The sequence below is a fragment of the Bradyrhizobium sp. USDA 4473 genome (genome assembly GCF_054063335.1).
The window spans coordinates 3502444-3517196 of record NZ_JBSSGE010000001.1 but is presented as its reverse complement, the minus strand read 5'-3'; the positions used below and the strand labels follow the sequence as shown (position 1 = coordinate 3517196).

The window sequence follows — 14753 nt, the reverse complement described above, 5'->3', positions numbered from 1 at the left end:
CCGGAGACAAGTCGGACCGCCAACGCAGGCGGCTCACTTCAGGTGAACATTGGAGCTCTACAATGTTGGGTAGGCGCTACGCTTTGGCTGCAAGTGCAGCACTGCTCTTCAGCGCTCTCGGCCCGACCACGCGCGCCTCCGACGTCAATATCGCCGTGGCTGGTCCCATGAGCGGAAGCAGCGCCGCATTTGGCGCACAAATGCGCAATGGAGCGGCTGCCGCCGTCGAGGCCTTGAACGCATCGGGCCAACTTCCAGATAGCAAGCTTATATTGACGGTCGTCGACGACGCATGTGATCCCAAGCAAGCTGTCGCAGTCGCGAACAAGCTCGCAGCAGACCGCGCACGGCTGGTCATTGGTCATTTTTGTTCTTCTTCGTCGATTCCAGCCTCCGATGTCTACGACGAAGCGGGCATCCTTCAAATGTCACCTGGTTCGACAAATCCTCAGCTGACGGAACGCGGTCTTAAGACGGTATTTCGGATCTGCGGCCGAGACGACCAACAGGGGCTCGTTGCAGCTGAGTACATTCACAAAAACTACCGTAACGAGACGATCGCAGTGCTCGATGACAAGAGCACGGCGGGCAAGGGCATTGCCGACGTGGTCGCGGCACAGCTTCAGAGGTCAGGTGAGTCCGTCATTCGACAAAGCTATGTGGCGGGTGAGAAGGACTATGCTGCACTAATCTCAAGAATGAAGAAGGACGGGGTACGGGTCGCCTATATCGGCGGATACCATGCCGAAATTGGACTGATCGTGCGCCAGGCATCGGAAGCGGGTGCCGGCCTCACCATCATGGCGAACGATCCGCTGATGACCTCTGAATTCTGGGCCATTACCAGCAGTGCCGGAAATGGCACGTTGTTCACCTTCATGGACGACCCTACCAAGAAGGCCAACGCGGCAGGCATCGCGGCCACACTCAAAGCTGCCAACCTCTCGGCCGAGGGCTACACGCTTTACGCCTATGCCGCCGTCCAAGCATGGGCAGAGGCGGTGAAGCGGGCCGGCTCGTTCGATGCTCGACGGGTCGCGGACGCCCTTCGTTCGCGCCCGACCGATACCGTAGTCGGCCCAGTTCTGTTTGATTCCAAGGGAGATAACGCAGCCCCTGGCTTTCTCGTTTACCGTTGGCGCGACGGGCATGTTGAAGCCGTCGAACAGAACTGATCGGGGCGATGCGTAGCCTCCCACAATTCAACCCGGGACACAGATGATGAGACACCCTGACGACCTTGGCGCGGCGATACTCGGGTGCTCTCTTGTACTCGCGGCTTTCGGAGCATTTTTTGCGCTCGCTGCGGCGCTCGCACAGCTACCTGACGTCGATCCGCAGGCAGATGAGTTACGGCAGATGATAGACAAATAGTACCCGTGCCAACCCTCGGTGTTGCTAGTTTCGATCAGTTCGATGCTTGCTCTCTTTGGTTCGCCGCATCTTCCTCAAACAAGCCTTCGATGGCTTCTGCGGCGGCTAGGCGAAAGACGGTTCAGTCGCAGAACCTAGCTATGAAATTCGCTTTGCAGGGACAATTTGCGCTATCGAGCGCGCACGCTGAGAAATGCACTTGCGCGCTGCAACCCATGGCCATTGCCGCGCCGCGCGAAACAGCGCGAACTGCGCACGACAAAACGACCAATTGGCCTTGCGGCCAACCCCCTCTTCACGAGACTTGCGTCAAACCTGTCGTCAATGAGACCCCATTGTCGTTAGCCGCCGCCTCAGTCGGAGGCCTGGTGTTGCCCTTGCACAGCAATGCCGGTCTGCAAGGAGCGGATCCACCTGGAGGCGAGCCGCCAAGCCGCCCGCAGCGAGCTGCAAACCGGCGAGATTCGCGCGGCCCGGAATATTTTCAGCGTCAATGCGATCCGCCAAGCCATCGGCGTCCGCATCTTTGGGCGCCGTTTCGTGTTCAAGGACAACCTTCGGCCTATCGGGCCTGAAAGACGGAAAGTTGCAGCAGACTTCATTGAGCTCGAGCCTTCTGGAGCACCTTCCGACCCAGGCTTCGCCCTGGTGCGCGGCAGGTGACCTCTCATTGGGCATTTGCTCCAGCTGGCGAGCAACTCCTGCCGCAAGAGGGGCGGACAAATGAAGCGATCAAGGTTCACGGAAGAGCAGATCATCGCGATATTGAAGGAGCATGAGGCTGGTGCGAAGGCGGCCGACGTCGCTCGCAGACACCGGACCTCTGAAGCGGCGATCTACAATTGGAAAGCCAGGTTTGGCGGAATGGACATTTCCGCGGCCAAGCGATTGAACGCCCTGGAAGAGGAGAACGCGAAGCTAAAGATGCTTCTCGTCGAGCACATGCTCGGTGTGGCGGCGCTTCGCGAGCTCCTGCCAAAGTAGTGGTCAGGGCTCTGGCGATCCTCAGACCCAATCACCTCGTGCAAGCCCCGGGCCACCATACGACAGCGAGCAGATCAAGAGCAGTCAATTACCGGAGAAGCCATCCTTGAGCAAGATGGCATCGGGCAACCCGGGACTCCTGTTCTGAAAGCGGAGATGATCAAGTGAAGAGCAGCCCTCCTTCAAAACTGACGTGCGGAATCTTCGACCATTTGGACGACGACGGCCGGGATATCGCGCGACAATACGAAGATCGCCTCAAGTTGGCGGAGGTCTGCGATTCCCTGGGCTTCTACGCGTATCATCTGGCCGAGCACCATTGCACACCACATGCGAGAGGGCCGTCGCCAAATCTTTTTTTATCTAGCGTCGCGCAACGCACTCGGAGGCTCCGCGTCGGTCCGCTGGTCCTGTTGCTCAATCTCTATCATCCTTTGCGCGCTTTCGAAGAGATCTGCATGCTTGACCAATTGAGCGGCGGCAGGCTTGAACTCGGTATCGGACGCGGTTCGCTGCCGGCCGAATGGGGCTATTTCGGCATCAGCGCGGACGCGGCGCCAGAACGCTACGAGGAAGCCAGCAAAATCCTAAATGCCGCGCTGAAGGGGCACCGGCTATCCTATCACGGACGCTTCTTTGAGCTCAGCGAGATACCTTTGACGATGAGACCTCACCAGCATCCGCATCCGCCGACCTGGATCACGAGCAATCGGACGGAGTCGGCAGAGTGGGCTGCAGCAAATGGCGCCAATCTGGCGTGTCTGGGCCGCTCCTCAGCTGTCCGAAACATTACGGATGCGTTCCGTTCCCAGCGAGCGCGCATTGCGCCCCCGGGCGATCGGGAGCCGTTTCTTGGCCTACTCCGCATGGTCGTGATCGCGCAGTCCGACCGGGACGCCCATGCGGCGGCGGAAACGGCTTATCAACGATGGCTCGAGACCTTCAAATTCGCTTACGAGCTGAATGCCATTCCGACGCCATCTGCCCTACCGCTGACCTTCGATGCAGCGCTCGATAGCGAATTATGCGTCGTCGGAACGCCAGCTTCCGTCCGACGACTCCTTCTTAGCCAGATGGACGAAGCAGGTGCCAACTACCTACTTTGCCAGCTTGCCTTCGGGAACCTTCCATTGGAAGCTTCTCTATACACCGCAACCGCAATCAGATCTGAAATCATCGCTAGCTGTGGCTGACAATCACTATCCGAGCTTGGCAACCAGAGGAGCTGCGCTTCGCGACCTGCATCCATGATCGGCGGTCCTGCGGAACGGGCGAATTCAGAGCCTCTGCCTTGATCGGCAGGAAATCCACAGAGCGATGAGGACACGATCGCATCGATCAGCAGTCATAGCGGTCTGTCTACCGGTATCGTCGGAGGTGACGTTAACCGGCTTCGAGGAGCGACGACATGACAAGCCGGCCCGATTCGCATGCGGTTGGCATTGTGCGTCATCGAAGAACAGATCCGCTTCGATCAAGGGCGCTATCCGCGGGTTGGATGCATCCCATCAAAACTTTCGATTTTACCGGTTTTAACCAAATGTCCCATAGTCGGTCGCCGGTTTCCGGAAAGCTTCGCGAATCACGTGTGACAATGAAACCATTTTGCTTCGAGCATGGTTGCAGGGCGACTCCATCCGCCCATGTCTGCATCCCCAACGACATTCCCTCAGCTCGCAAATCCCGGCATCCGCCCACTTTCGGCTGGATGGCACATCGCAACCTCTCACACGCGATCTACCGCTTAGTCGCCGACCTCATTGTCATCATGCTAAAGGCGTCCCGCGACATTGGCTCTCATATACGCTTAAGGGCTGGGGTCCATGCGTGCGCCGGCTAGAATTCCGACAGGCGGCCTGCGCTCGCAGCCAAGGCGAACCGGACCTATCGCCCTGAACCTCCTGCCCGCGCGATCAACCTGGCGCTGTGACGGCTCGCAGACGATACAGAGCCGTCAGCGATCTGACCGCCCAATTTGCGAGACACATATTCTCAGGCCACGACGAAGCATTGCACTCGATTTGTGTAGCAGGATCGGCCACACAGTATCACTGCGCGATCCACTAAGTTGCCTTTGGCGATCCTTACTGCGCTCGCCGGTTGAGTGCTGCTCGGCACCGGGACCCCTTACTCGCGTCCTGCAGACTTGTACCGTGGTCATCTCATCTCATGCACCGCTCGCGCCTGAACGCTCGCATGGACACGTTCTGCTGGCGCAACCCGTTCTAGCCGCGCACCTGCGGACCTTACGGGACAAACGACGTACCACTTTACTCAGCCTACCCTGCTTTTAATTACTCTGGAGCAACACCGTGGAACTTGACCCTTCCAATTCACGCATAGAAGACCTGACGAACCGCATCGAGCTGCAACTGGACATCGTGACCGCCCTCGTCAGCGAGGACGGTAAGGAGTTAGAAGCGATCAGACTGCTTAATGCACACACAAACGAAATGATAAATGCGGAGCTCGCCCTCGGTCAGCTCGCCGATGCGAGGGTCAGCGGCTGCATTGGCGGCGGGCAGGCAGCGCGGACACCCCGAGACCGCGGCGTCTATCATCCAGAGGACCTTCAGATTTTGGGACGCCTTTTCGATCAAGCGGTGGCGGCCTTGCCAGAAGCTCTGCGCACTCCTGCCAACCGGATAAAGATCGCCATCCTGATTCTCTCGCGTGCGGCGGAGTGAGGTTCTATTTCGACTTTTCCGTCGGTTGACGGCGCGCTCAGGGCCCGATCAGAGTTGGGACAACAACGGCGTGCTGCGGTTCAACGTACCCAGCACCGCAGCAAGCCTCAGATTGGATTTACTTTTGGTCTCGCGGAGCGAGGCGCCGCCACGCTTTTTCCGTTTGCAGCCGTCAGGACCGTTGCCGGATTCGAACGGATGCCGTCGCACCAAGCGATCTTGCTGGGGAAAGGACCCGGTTGCTCCTCGAGCTCAGCTGGGCTTTTCCTGTATCAAGTATTTCATAGCTATAATATTCTATATGCCGCAGCCAGCTCCACGGCGGATAACGAATGAACGCAACGCATGTGACGCCGTCTGTGGTTGAACAGAAGAACGACGGCTACATCGCCGACATATGTCGCAAAGCAACAAGTCCTGTCCAGAACGCATCCAGCACTTAGAAGATGACATCTTACAAAACGGCCATTGTACAAAACGGACAATACTCGGGTTCTAGCGCTTCTTAGCTCGAGGTTGCGGAAAAACATGTGGTGAACGGCCTTTTTTCAGCAACGACTGTTGCGTGGATCGGTCCGGGCCGTTCTCCTGATTTCTTGGACGAGCCGCTACTGACAGCAGGTGATGCGGGCAAGCGGCAGAGAAGCGAGCGACAATAGCATGCTCGCCTTCAAATGAATCAGAATCATTCGAATTGAAGCGCACCACCGCGTTAGGTCATCCGCGCTTCACCAAGCATCTATATGAATTCCCTTGCGGCGCCGAGATCAGCTCGCACGCGAGCCCGCCTAGGGGTCCAACCCTTGCCAGCTGGATCGATCACGGGCGCTCGGTGCTTTGAACAAGTTACTTCTTTATGTTCAGGATATCGCGGGAGTTTGAGATGACTCTGATCTCATCCGAGCAAGTGGAATCGCCAGAGGTTCTCGCAAGCGCCGCATTTGATAAGGCGTGGCGCTTTGTCGAGAAGGACCCGCTCCTGGCGCATAATCACAAGGCAGTGCTTCATAGTCGCTTGCGAGCTTCCCTGGAGTGTTCGATAAGGAATGGCGAACGGAACGCCTTGCATTTGGCAAACGAGGCGATACGCAACTTGCGCGCAGAATTGGCATTTCGACCAAACAGTAAGGTTGCTCCCACTCCACTAGGAACCGAGCGGCAACGCTACAGTTCTCCCTGATCCCGAGCGGCATGTGAGCTATCTCGATATATATCGCGGTCGAGTCTTCCCAGACCATTCCGCTTCGCTGAACCGCGCCCTCGGCTAACGGTTCCGGTACGAAGCTCCTGAGATACCAGTCAGCCAGAGCCATGATCGTAGACGGTCGCGAGACCGTCAACGGCAATGCGAGTTCGTCGCCAGACGGGCTGCGTCGCACCGCAGGCCATCATCAGCAAATCGTTTTCTGGAAAGGAGACGCTCGGCGATTCATCGCTTTCTGTTCATGGAGCGCTGCTTAGTCCGCAGATGACTTCGCCCACTGTTTGTACCTTTCCGTTCGAAGCATCTTGATCAGGTCTATGCATTGCGATGGTTTCCCAGCTCCACAATCTGACGCAGCGTTCGATTCAGCTCATTTCTTCCGAAACGATGTGGTGCCGCAGTTAACAGCAATTCGCGATGATCTTGTTAAGACGCATCGCGCCGGGCGGTATCAAAAGGAACGACACTCGAATGAAGACTTTGCTGATTCTGACTGCAAGCATCGGCGCACTCACTGCCGCCGCTCCCGCATTTGGCGCGGACTTCGCCGCGCAGCCTGTTAACATCAAGGCGGCACCGGCGCCGCTCGTAGCCACAATCAATGACTGGTCCGGCTATTACATCGGCATCAATGGCGGCTGGGGATCGAGCCAGAATTGCTGGGACTTCAATGCCATCACTCCCGAGGGTTGCCATAATTCGACTGGTGCTACCGTCGGCGGCCAGATCGGTTATCGCTGGCAGATCTTCAAAACGGTCTACGGCATTGAAGGTCAAGGCAACTGGGCCGACTTCAGCGGCTCCAATGTCAGCACCGCCTTCCCGGCAGACATCATTGGCACCAAGACAGATGCTTTCGGCTTGCTGACCGGCCATGTCGGCTATGCATTCGATGCCGTGCTGCTCTATGTCAAGGGCGGTGCTGCGGTGACCAGCAACACTTATCACGTCAACTCGGTGGCTACTGGGACCGAAATTGCCAGAAACAACGATGTGCGTTGGGGTGGCGCCCTCGGTGCCGGTATCGAAGTCAGCCTCACTCCGAGCTGGTCGGCTGGCGTCGAGTATGACCATTTGTTCATGCAGGGCAGCAACGTAACCTTTCCAACAGCGGTTGGCGGTGATCGCGTCCACCAGGACGTCGATCTCATCACAGCGCGGCTCAATTACAAATTTGGCCCGGCGTTTGGTCGATAGCGGCCTTCACGCGCTTGCGGTCAATCAGAACCCCGACCGTCGGTCGGGGTTCCTTCTTCAAGCGCTCGTGTCGCATCCATCGATACCTCGCGGGCGGTCGGAACCAGATCATGCTGGAAGTCACAAGGTTACTGGAGCTCCAAGGCCGGCGGTCCAACTCACGATCCGACACGCCGATGGTTGTCGAGCTTCATAATCCGAAGCCGGGCCTGAACAGAGCGTCGTGTGCGTAATTTCGATAAATAATGCGCAGCTGAGGTTTGCCGGAAGCTGCGGCAACAATTCTTAAGCCGGCCGGTGCTTGCTCAAGCGAGTTGGGAATTCAAAGAACATTGAGGCGTGTTGCCAGGACGATCGCCTGGATCCGGTTGGTGGCGCCCAGCTTTCGTATCGCATTCTTGATATGAAAATTGACCGTATTCTCGCTGATTTCCAGGATCATCCCGATTTCCCACGATGATTTTCCTTCCACGACCCATCGCATGCAGCTGATCTCCCGCTGCGATAGTGCCACTTTCTTCTCACCGCCATCGTTGCGGGGACGCGCGATGTCGCCATAGGCGGTGTGAAAGTGCCAGGCCAATGCATTGAGATGACCGATGCGATCCTGAGGATCGGCGTCGTCCGACGGAGATGCAAACGACACCACAGATACTCGGCCCAGCGGCCCAAACAACGGCACGCTCATGCCATGCTTCAGGCCCGCCTCTCTGGCTTCGTCCAGTACGCGTCTCTCGTCAGGTTGAAGACGACAGCGGTCGGCCAGTTGATCCCATAAAAACGGCCTGGAAAGCATCGGCGTCCGCCGGACCACCGGATCGATGGTGTGGTACTTGCGTTTGAAGTATCGCTCGCACCAGTCTGACGGCCATTTCACGGCCACGGTCGGGGGTGGATACTCCGCCAGGCGAAGCGGCTCGACGAAATTGAGGGCGCCGTAAGCAACTTCACTGAAGCCCTCCTCGGTGGCGCAGCTGACAAGAAGCTCGAACAGCGCTCTGAGCGAATGCGTCTGGTTTGCGCATTCAGTAAAGCTAAACAGGTCCGTAACGGGCGGCTCAGGACGCCGATCCAGGTCGCTGTCGCTGCTTTCAATTGTGGTTGTTTCAGGCGGAGTCAAGTTCCGTTCCATGACCTGAATTCCCCGGCTTGCTCTTAGTGAAGTCTGGAGCGCATGCTGCCTCAGATGCCATCCCGAATTCGGTGCGCTACGCCCACTTCGGTGACGTGATCGAACAGCACGACACACACCATGGCGCTCACGTCATTCAATATGATCTGCCCGGCTCGCAGGCCACGCGCCGACGGATTGAAAATCACGCCAGAGACGGCCATGTTGATAGTCTGCGTTCGCGATGCACAATTGACCTGCTGAACCGCCAGTGGCGGAAGGTCGGAGCGCCGGTTTGGCGGGCGTGCGGGCGCTACGGCTTGGGGGCGGTCGGGCGGCTCTCCTAACGGTTCAGTCGGCGGTACGAGCCACCAAGCCCGACCCGCTGCGACGTCAGCATAAATAAGATTCGATTGTGCAAGAGCTATGTCCGGCTCGAGTGAGGCTTCGCTGCGGCCTGACGGCGAGCGCGGGCAGACCCTAGATGCTGAACTTCGCGAGCCAAGCGAGCTAGAGCACGCGAGCCCGCTCGGCGGCTCTGGCTTCGACCTGCGTGGCGACACCGCCGATGCTCTGCTTGCCGACGGAGATGACAAGGGCATCATTTCTCTTCCCCGTCCTGCGCGTTGTTGGCATCGCTTTTCCTCGGCCGGTCCTTCGTTCGTCCACGACGTCGAGGGTGCGGGCGATGAGCAACACGCAGCAGCCGTCGCAAAAGGTGGTTTCCCAGCATCAGCGGACGGCCTCTGAGAGGCTCGGTCGCGTAGGTTCGGCGCGAATAGATCGAAGGGACAAATTGCAACCACGTCAGGGGCGCAACGGGAGATACGCTAAGCCACGAGAGCTGCTTGATGCAGCGGACACTTTGCATGCGCATCTCCATCGGAGAGGACCTGGGTCCGGACCAGCAAGTGCCATACCAACATTTGGATTTCAGAATCCAACCGCGGAATCACCGGCTTGAAAGAGCGGGCGGCGCTGCGTTATCTCGCATTGAAGCGATCATGACATCGGGAGGACATCCGACAGAGCATTTGCGCGAGCCCCGGCACCAGTTGATTTGGATCAAGAAAACTATAGCTCTCACCACAGCCGTCCCGAGACGCTCTTGGCTTTAAACTCGTCAATGCGCTCAGCGCAGCGTCAACACACCGGTAGGAAAACACGGCGAGTGGCCGATCAGCGATGACGAAAAAGCAGGTCAGACGACGTGACAGGTGCAGCGGCTCGGGATGCGACCGTTGACGTCAAGGACGGCCGAGAGCATTGCCCATCTGACCGACCTTGTCCGTCCACCGCCAACTACCAAGGTCTCGCCCTACCCAGTCAACTACAAGGCTTAGCAATTGATGGAGACGATCGCCACATGGCAATCGTGACCGACTATGGGTCCGGCCGCATGCACTCCGACTAAAACTCGGAATGCAAAGCCAACGTCCCGACAGAACGAACAATTGCGCCTCGCCCTAGCGGGCCGTCGCAACCAAGGCGAAGAGCTTTGCCGAGATCGGTGAGATGTTTTCTCTGCTTCTGGCGATCATCTCACTGCTCTATACGACCGTTGGTCAGGCAGGGGGTACTGCATTCCTGGCGCTGATGGCTTTTGCTGGTCTGCCATCGACAGAGATGCGCCCAACGGCGCTTGGTCTCAACATTGTTGTCGCGACTTATTCTACGTGGGTTTTCAACCGCAACAAGGTTGTTGACTGGATAATGCTGCGTCCGCTTCTGCTTTCATCGATGCCAACGGCGCTAGCCGGTGGTCTCATGGTGCTAGAGGAACACATTTACAAGACGCTTACCGGGTTTGTTCTTCTTCTGGCGGGCGGCGTTATGATTGTGCGGCACGGACGCACCGTCGAGCGCGGTTGCGAAACTCCGCTTTGGGGAACCTTGAGCATTGGAGCAGTCACGGGCCTCGTTTCCGGGCTGACCGGCGTGGGCGGCGGAGTGTTTCTCGCCCCCACGCTCATCGCACTGAATTGGGCATCACCTAAGCAGACCGCCGCGCTGTCGCCGCCTTTTATCCTGGCCAACTCCGCTCTCGGCTTCGCCGGAGTTCTTTTCACCGGTCAATTTCCGTCATCGAATCTCGGGCTTTATGCAGTCGCCGCACTGGCGGGCGCAGTGGCAGGAACAGTTATCGGCCTGAAGTGGATGAGCCAGACAACGTTAAGGTTCATCCTGGTGGCGGTTCTGCTCATCGCCGGCATCCAATTGGTTCGCGCTTGAAAATCTTGCGTCTCACTTTTCACAGCGGTCAGGTCGAGGTTCAACATGATGCAAACCGCGGCTGAAATCGAGCTTGAGAATCTGACGCCGTTTCAAAGCCTGCAAGTAGCGATCGAGCAGCATGTCTCAAACCTGGAAAAGCTGTATGGCCGGGCAACGGCGGGGCACATCACCGTTCGGTACCCGGCTAATCGTCACGGACCGGAATGGTCAGTATCAGGTGAGCAGCCAGCTCGCGCTTCCCAACGGGCGGAAGGTCAATGTCGGGCGTGGCATGCGGGTGAGATAGACGGCACGCCGACCTCGCCTCCGTCGTGCACGACGGCTTCAATCAAACGCGCATCCAGCTGCAAAACCGGGAGCACCCGATGATGGGCGCGGGTCAGGCACGCCATCATGAAGGAGAGCCGCTAGGTACGGTCGTGCGCATCGATCCAAGGGGGACATTCGGCGTTCTGAAGAGCGATGAGGGCCATGAGATGTACTTCAATTTAATCAGCGTGTTGGAAGGCCGCGACAATCTCGTTATTGGCTCGCGCGTCAACTATGTCGAGGTGCTGGATGAAGACGGCCTGCAAGCGTTCGCAATCAAACATTTGAGCAGGCCGGCTTATGAGCCTGATGTGGTACCAGCGAGCCCAACCCGCGGCAAGTTATGCGAACGATCGATACGAGGCCATAAACGGCGGGATCGATGGTAGCCGAACGAGCCATCGAGTTCGGCGCGGGCGCGCCATTCCAATTTCCGAGATCCGAATTCAAGCTCGCATATCGGTCCGACTTGCCGGTCTCGATCCTGAAGGCATGCTCGGGAGGGATTTCTCTTCGGGCAAGTCGAGGAGCGCACGTAAATCCGGATCCTCTGCTGCATCAAAACGACGCCTCTCGCGGCAGCGAAGCACTCAATTAGCGATAAAGCTCTCAATATGCCAACCGTGATCGCCCGAAGACTTTTTCCTCTACAGGCGTAACAAGCGTCATCTGGCTAAATTTCGGTGTTGTGGCGATCGGTAACACAGCCGATGTATCATGGCGCCCCTTGGGATTTACATGAATAGGCGCTCAGCGAGAGGCTTCATTCGCTCTCGGCCAAACGGCGCCGGAATTTCCTCGGCTACTTGTCCTTGGAGTTGCCAGTCATGTCCCAGCTGTACCCTACATAATACCGATCCCTCTTCAATTGCACGACGGGGTCGGAGCAGGTATCGGAAATAGCCCGGAGGAAGCGCTCACTGTTCTCGGAGCGAATAAAGCGGGTGCGGCGCAAGGATTGAAACCGGAAATGCCAAAAACCGTCGCAGCGTTCAAATGTCTCAGGCGTGTGCGGATCAGTCATCGGCCTTGATCTCCGTGAGCGAGTAGCTCGTATCGCGCCCTCCCCCCTCGTCTTTCGTAAGGATGCCGCGATTAACGAGCTCATTGATATCGCGCAGCTACGAAGCCCGCCAGACAGGGGTGTCGGGTGATATTTCGGCGCCATCCGGACCCATCACGTGGCACTTGCCGGCGGCGCGCCGGCGACTATTCGAACGCGGGCCAGCAGCCGTCTTCCTCGAGCCGGCCGGTGCGCTGCGTGCAGGTGACTTCGAGCAGCTTTTGGCCGACGTCCTTCCAGACCGCATCCGGACCGTAGAGACGGGTCGCGTCGACCATTCGGATCTCGACGGTCCGGGCGCGGCGGCTGCAGCCGACCCGAAAAACGGTGCCTGTTGATGTCGCAGAGCCGCCGCTTCTGGATGGGATAGGCGGCAGGCCTGGTGTCGGCGCTGACATCGTCCAGGACGGCCTGCCAGTATTCGGGCGGCATCGGGTCGCCCGGACCGATAGCCGGCGATCCGGGTGCGTTTCCGCCGACGGGATGCCTTGCCGCCCATTTCTCGAATTCTTTTCGGCTCGGCATGCGCCAGCTCGCGGGTCGATCGGACATGCGCAAGATAAGAACACAACAAGAACAAGGAGTCGAGCCTGCGGAGTGAGCCGTTGGGCCAGCAGCGACGGAATCATGATTAAAATATATTTCTTGTGGGTTTCTCGAGAGATAACATCATATACATTCTAATCTTTGGGTTGCGCATCTGGAATGATTGGATTAGATTATACTCCATATTCGTCACATGAAAGCAGATATGCCATGAATTTTAATCTAAGGACGCTCGGCGCGGAAGAGGCCAAACTGGTACTGTCGCTTTCGTCCCGCCATGCTTCGACCGTAACGGTCGCGGAGGCGGCCGATCTCCTCGGTGGGGAGAGTCGTGCGCGCGGTGTCCTGCGGCGGCTTCACGATCGGGGTTGGCTGCAGCGCGCGAGCGCCGGCCGATACGTGTTGCTGCCTGCGGAATGGGGCGCCGAGAAGGTCGAGGACTTCGACGTCTACGTGCTCGCTTCGGCGACGGTCGCGTCCGGATACATCGGTTGGTGGGCCGCCGCCGGCCGACACGGCTTCACGACTCAGGTGCCGTCGATCCTTCATGTCGCCACCGAGCGCCAACTCGCCCCGCGCGAGATACAGGGCACCGAGGTCCGCTACGTCAAGCTGACGGCGAAGAAGTTCTTCGGGTGGCAGGACATGGATTCGTTCGGCCGGACGTTCCGGATCTCGAACCCGGAGAAGACGATCGTCGACTGCGTCGATCGGCCGGATCTCTGCGGGGGCCTCGTCGAACTGACGCGCATCGTCGCGGCCGGCACGCATTCGGTGTCCGAGGACGCGTTGGTGGATTGCGCCCTGCGCGTCGGGTCGGTTTCGACCTGCCAGCGGCTGGGCTACCTGCTCGACCTCGTCGCGCCGTCCTACCTATCGAAGGCCGAACGCGAGCGGATGCGCGGCTTCATTCCGCCTTCCGCCCGATCGATCGTAGGCCGGGACCGGGCGCACGAGGACGACGTGGGTTACGTCCGCGACTGGGGATTGCTGGTCCATGCCAGCCAGTCCGACCTGCTCGCCGAAGTGCCGCAGTCTTCACGGAGTCCGGGACCATGAGCTCCTTCTTCGACAATCCCGCCTCGCTTCAGAAGGCCGCCGCTCTGCTCGGCGCGCGCCGCGTCGACTACGTCGAGATCGACGTCATCTTGACGCACCTGCTTCAGCGCATGAGCGAAGCCGGCCTGATGGATCATCTGGTGTTCAAGGGCGGCACCATGCTGAGGAAGATGATCTTCGGCCAGACCGGTCGTCTGTCGACGGACCTGGACTTCGTCGTCCGCTCGGCGTCGAGGCCGACGACATGGCGCTCGAGATCGCTTCCGTCTTCGCTGACGACTATCGAGGAATGAAATTCGGTCTGGACCTGAAGGATGTCGACAAGACGCAGGGCGCCTGCCGGGCGAACCCGCGCTGCATGACGAGGGCGACTCCGTCGGGCCACGTCATCAAGATCGAGGTGAGCTATCGCGCAGATCCGATCCTGCGACCGGTCGCGATGCCGCACCTGAAGCAGCCGTATTTCTCCGAACTTGGCTTCGAACCGGTTGCTATCCCCTGCCTGCAGCTCGAAGAGGCCGCGGCTGAGAAGATCAGGGCCGCCTTCCAGCGGCCGAAGATCCGCGACCTCCACGACCTGCAGCAGCTGCGCAAGCAGAGGTTCGATCCCGAGTTGGTGCGCCGGATGGCCGTCCTGAAAATCTGGGAATCGCCGGAGGGGCGCTCGTTCGAGCCCTTCGCGTTCGACACCTTCGTGGCGCGCATGCAGCGGCGGATCGAGGAAGGCAGATACGAAGAGGGCGACCTCAAGGGTCTGCTTCGCCGGGAGGATAGCGTCGACCTCAAGCGGATGGTCGCCGACGTCTCCGATACGTACGCGTTCCTCCGGAACCTGACGGCGGACGAGCTTACGTTGACCGCCGACCAGTACAAGAAGGAAGCCGGACGCTACGAAGTCTGTCGCGACGCAGTCAGGGAGGCCGATGCCGCTACTCCGGAGATATAGGAGGGCTCGCGCCGGATTCGGGGCGGGGAGTCCGATCG

14 protein-coding genes and 1 pseudogene are annotated in these 14753 nt (G+C 58.8%); 11 read left to right on the top strand and 4 right to left on the bottom strand.

Translation table 11 applies throughout. The features are described 5' to 3' along the window. Positions 1–62 precede the first annotated feature (62 nt). The 6 genes and pseudogenes from ACVW17_RS16440 (at position 63) to ACVW17_RS16415 (ending at position 7446) form a co-directional block, all read left to right on the top strand. On the top strand, positions 63–1175 hold the full coding sequence (locus tag ACVW17_RS16440; RefSeq protein ID WP_456797571.1) for a branched-chain amino acid ABC transporter substrate-binding protein: 1113 nt from the start codon (positions 63–65) through the stop codon (positions 1173–1175). 586 nt (positions 1176–1761) lie between these two features. Then, on the top strand, positions 1762–2037 hold the full coding sequence (locus ACVW17_RS16435; protein ID WP_456797570.1) for a hypothetical protein: 276 nt from the start codon (positions 1762–1764) through the stop codon (positions 2035–2037). Positions 2038–2097: 60 nt separating this feature from the next. Further along, a pseudogene (locus ACVW17_RS16430) lies at positions 2098–2355 on the top strand (transposase); the annotation flags it as partial. Between the two features lie 167 nt (positions 2356–2522). After that, positions 2523–3551, top strand: a complete 1029-nt coding sequence (locus tag ACVW17_RS16425) for an LLM class flavin-dependent oxidoreductase (protein WP_456797569.1) — start codon at positions 2523–2525, stop codon at positions 3549–3551. A 1119-nt stretch (positions 3552–4670) separates the two neighbouring features. Then, positions 4671–5045 carry a NolY gene (locus tag ACVW17_RS16420; RefSeq protein ID WP_456797568.1) on the top strand — a complete coding sequence of 125 codons (375 nt, stop codon included), beginning with the start codon at positions 4671–4673 and terminating at the stop codon, positions 5043–5045. Between the two features lie 1675 nt (positions 5046–6720). Continuing rightward, a complete protein-coding gene (locus ACVW17_RS16415) occupies positions 6721–7446 on the top strand; it encodes an outer membrane protein (RefSeq protein WP_456797567.1) in 726 nt (241 codons plus the stop codon). A 322-nt stretch (positions 7447–7768) separates the two neighbouring features. On the opposite strand, the gene ACVW17_RS16410 is transcribed toward ACVW17_RS16415, so the two are convergent. Both ACVW17_RS16410 and ACVW17_RS16405 read right to left on the bottom strand, forming a co-directional pair. Next, positions 7769–8578, bottom strand: a complete 810-nt coding sequence (locus ACVW17_RS16410) for a LuxR family transcriptional regulator (RefSeq protein WP_456797566.1) — start codon at positions 8576–8578, stop codon at positions 7769–7771. A gap of 50 nt (positions 8579–8628) precedes the next feature. After that, positions 8629–8781 (bottom strand): hypothetical protein, encoded by a 153-nt coding sequence (locus tag ACVW17_RS16405; RefSeq protein ID WP_456797565.1) that lies wholly within the window; start codon positions 8779–8781, stop codon positions 8629–8631. Between the two features lie 1291 nt (positions 8782–10072). Here ACVW17_RS16405 and ACVW17_RS16400 point away from each other — a divergent pair. Together ACVW17_RS16400 and ACVW17_RS16395 are read left to right on the top strand one after the other, a co-directional pair. Next, entirely contained in the window at positions 10073–10789 is a 717-nt protein-coding gene (locus ACVW17_RS16400) for a sulfite exporter TauE/SafE family protein (protein ID WP_456797564.1), read from the top strand. Between the two features lie 314 nt (positions 10790–11103). Further along, complete coding sequence (locus tag ACVW17_RS16395; protein ID WP_456797563.1) at positions 11104–11490, top strand: hypothetical protein; 387 nt, start codon at positions 11104–11106, stop codon at positions 11488–11490. A 413-nt stretch (positions 11491–11903) separates the two neighbouring features. Here the strand turns inward: ACVW17_RS16395 and ACVW17_RS16390 are convergent, their stop codons facing one another. Together ACVW17_RS16390 and ACVW17_RS16385 are read right to left on the bottom strand one after the other, a co-directional pair. After that, on the bottom strand, positions 11904–12125 hold the full coding sequence (locus ACVW17_RS16390) for a hypothetical protein (protein WP_456797562.1): 222 nt from the start codon (positions 12123–12125) through the stop codon (positions 11904–11906). A gap of 185 nt (positions 12126–12310) precedes the next feature. Then, complete coding sequence (locus ACVW17_RS16385; protein WP_456752821.1) at positions 12311–12442, bottom strand: hypothetical protein; 132 nt, start codon at positions 12440–12442, stop codon at positions 12311–12313. Positions 12443–12920: 478 nt separating this feature from the next. Here ACVW17_RS16385 and ACVW17_RS16380 point away from each other — a divergent pair, with 478 nt between their 5' ends. From ACVW17_RS16380 to ACVW17_RS16370, 3 genes are read left to right on the top strand one after another with little or no spacing between them, the layout of a single operon-like run. After that, positions 12921–13769 (top strand): type IV toxin-antitoxin system AbiEi family antitoxin domain-containing protein, encoded by an 849-nt coding sequence (locus ACVW17_RS16380; protein WP_456752820.1) that lies wholly within the window; start codon positions 12921–12923, stop codon positions 13767–13769. Continuing rightward, positions 13766–14062 (top strand): nucleotidyl transferase AbiEii/AbiGii toxin family protein, encoded by a 297-nt coding sequence (locus tag ACVW17_RS16375; RefSeq protein ID WP_456797561.1) that lies wholly within the window; start codon positions 13766–13768, stop codon positions 14060–14062. Before ACVW17_RS16380 ends, ACVW17_RS16375 begins: the two co-directional genes overlap by 4 nt. Next, positions 14014–14715: a nucleotidyl transferase AbiEii/AbiGii toxin family protein gene (locus ACVW17_RS16370; RefSeq protein ID WP_456797560.1), complete on the top strand. Its 702-nt coding sequence runs from the start codon at positions 14014–14016 to the stop codon at positions 14713–14715. Before ACVW17_RS16375 ends, ACVW17_RS16370 begins: the two co-directional genes overlap by 49 nt. The last annotated feature ends 38 nt before the right edge of the window (positions 14716–14753 follow it).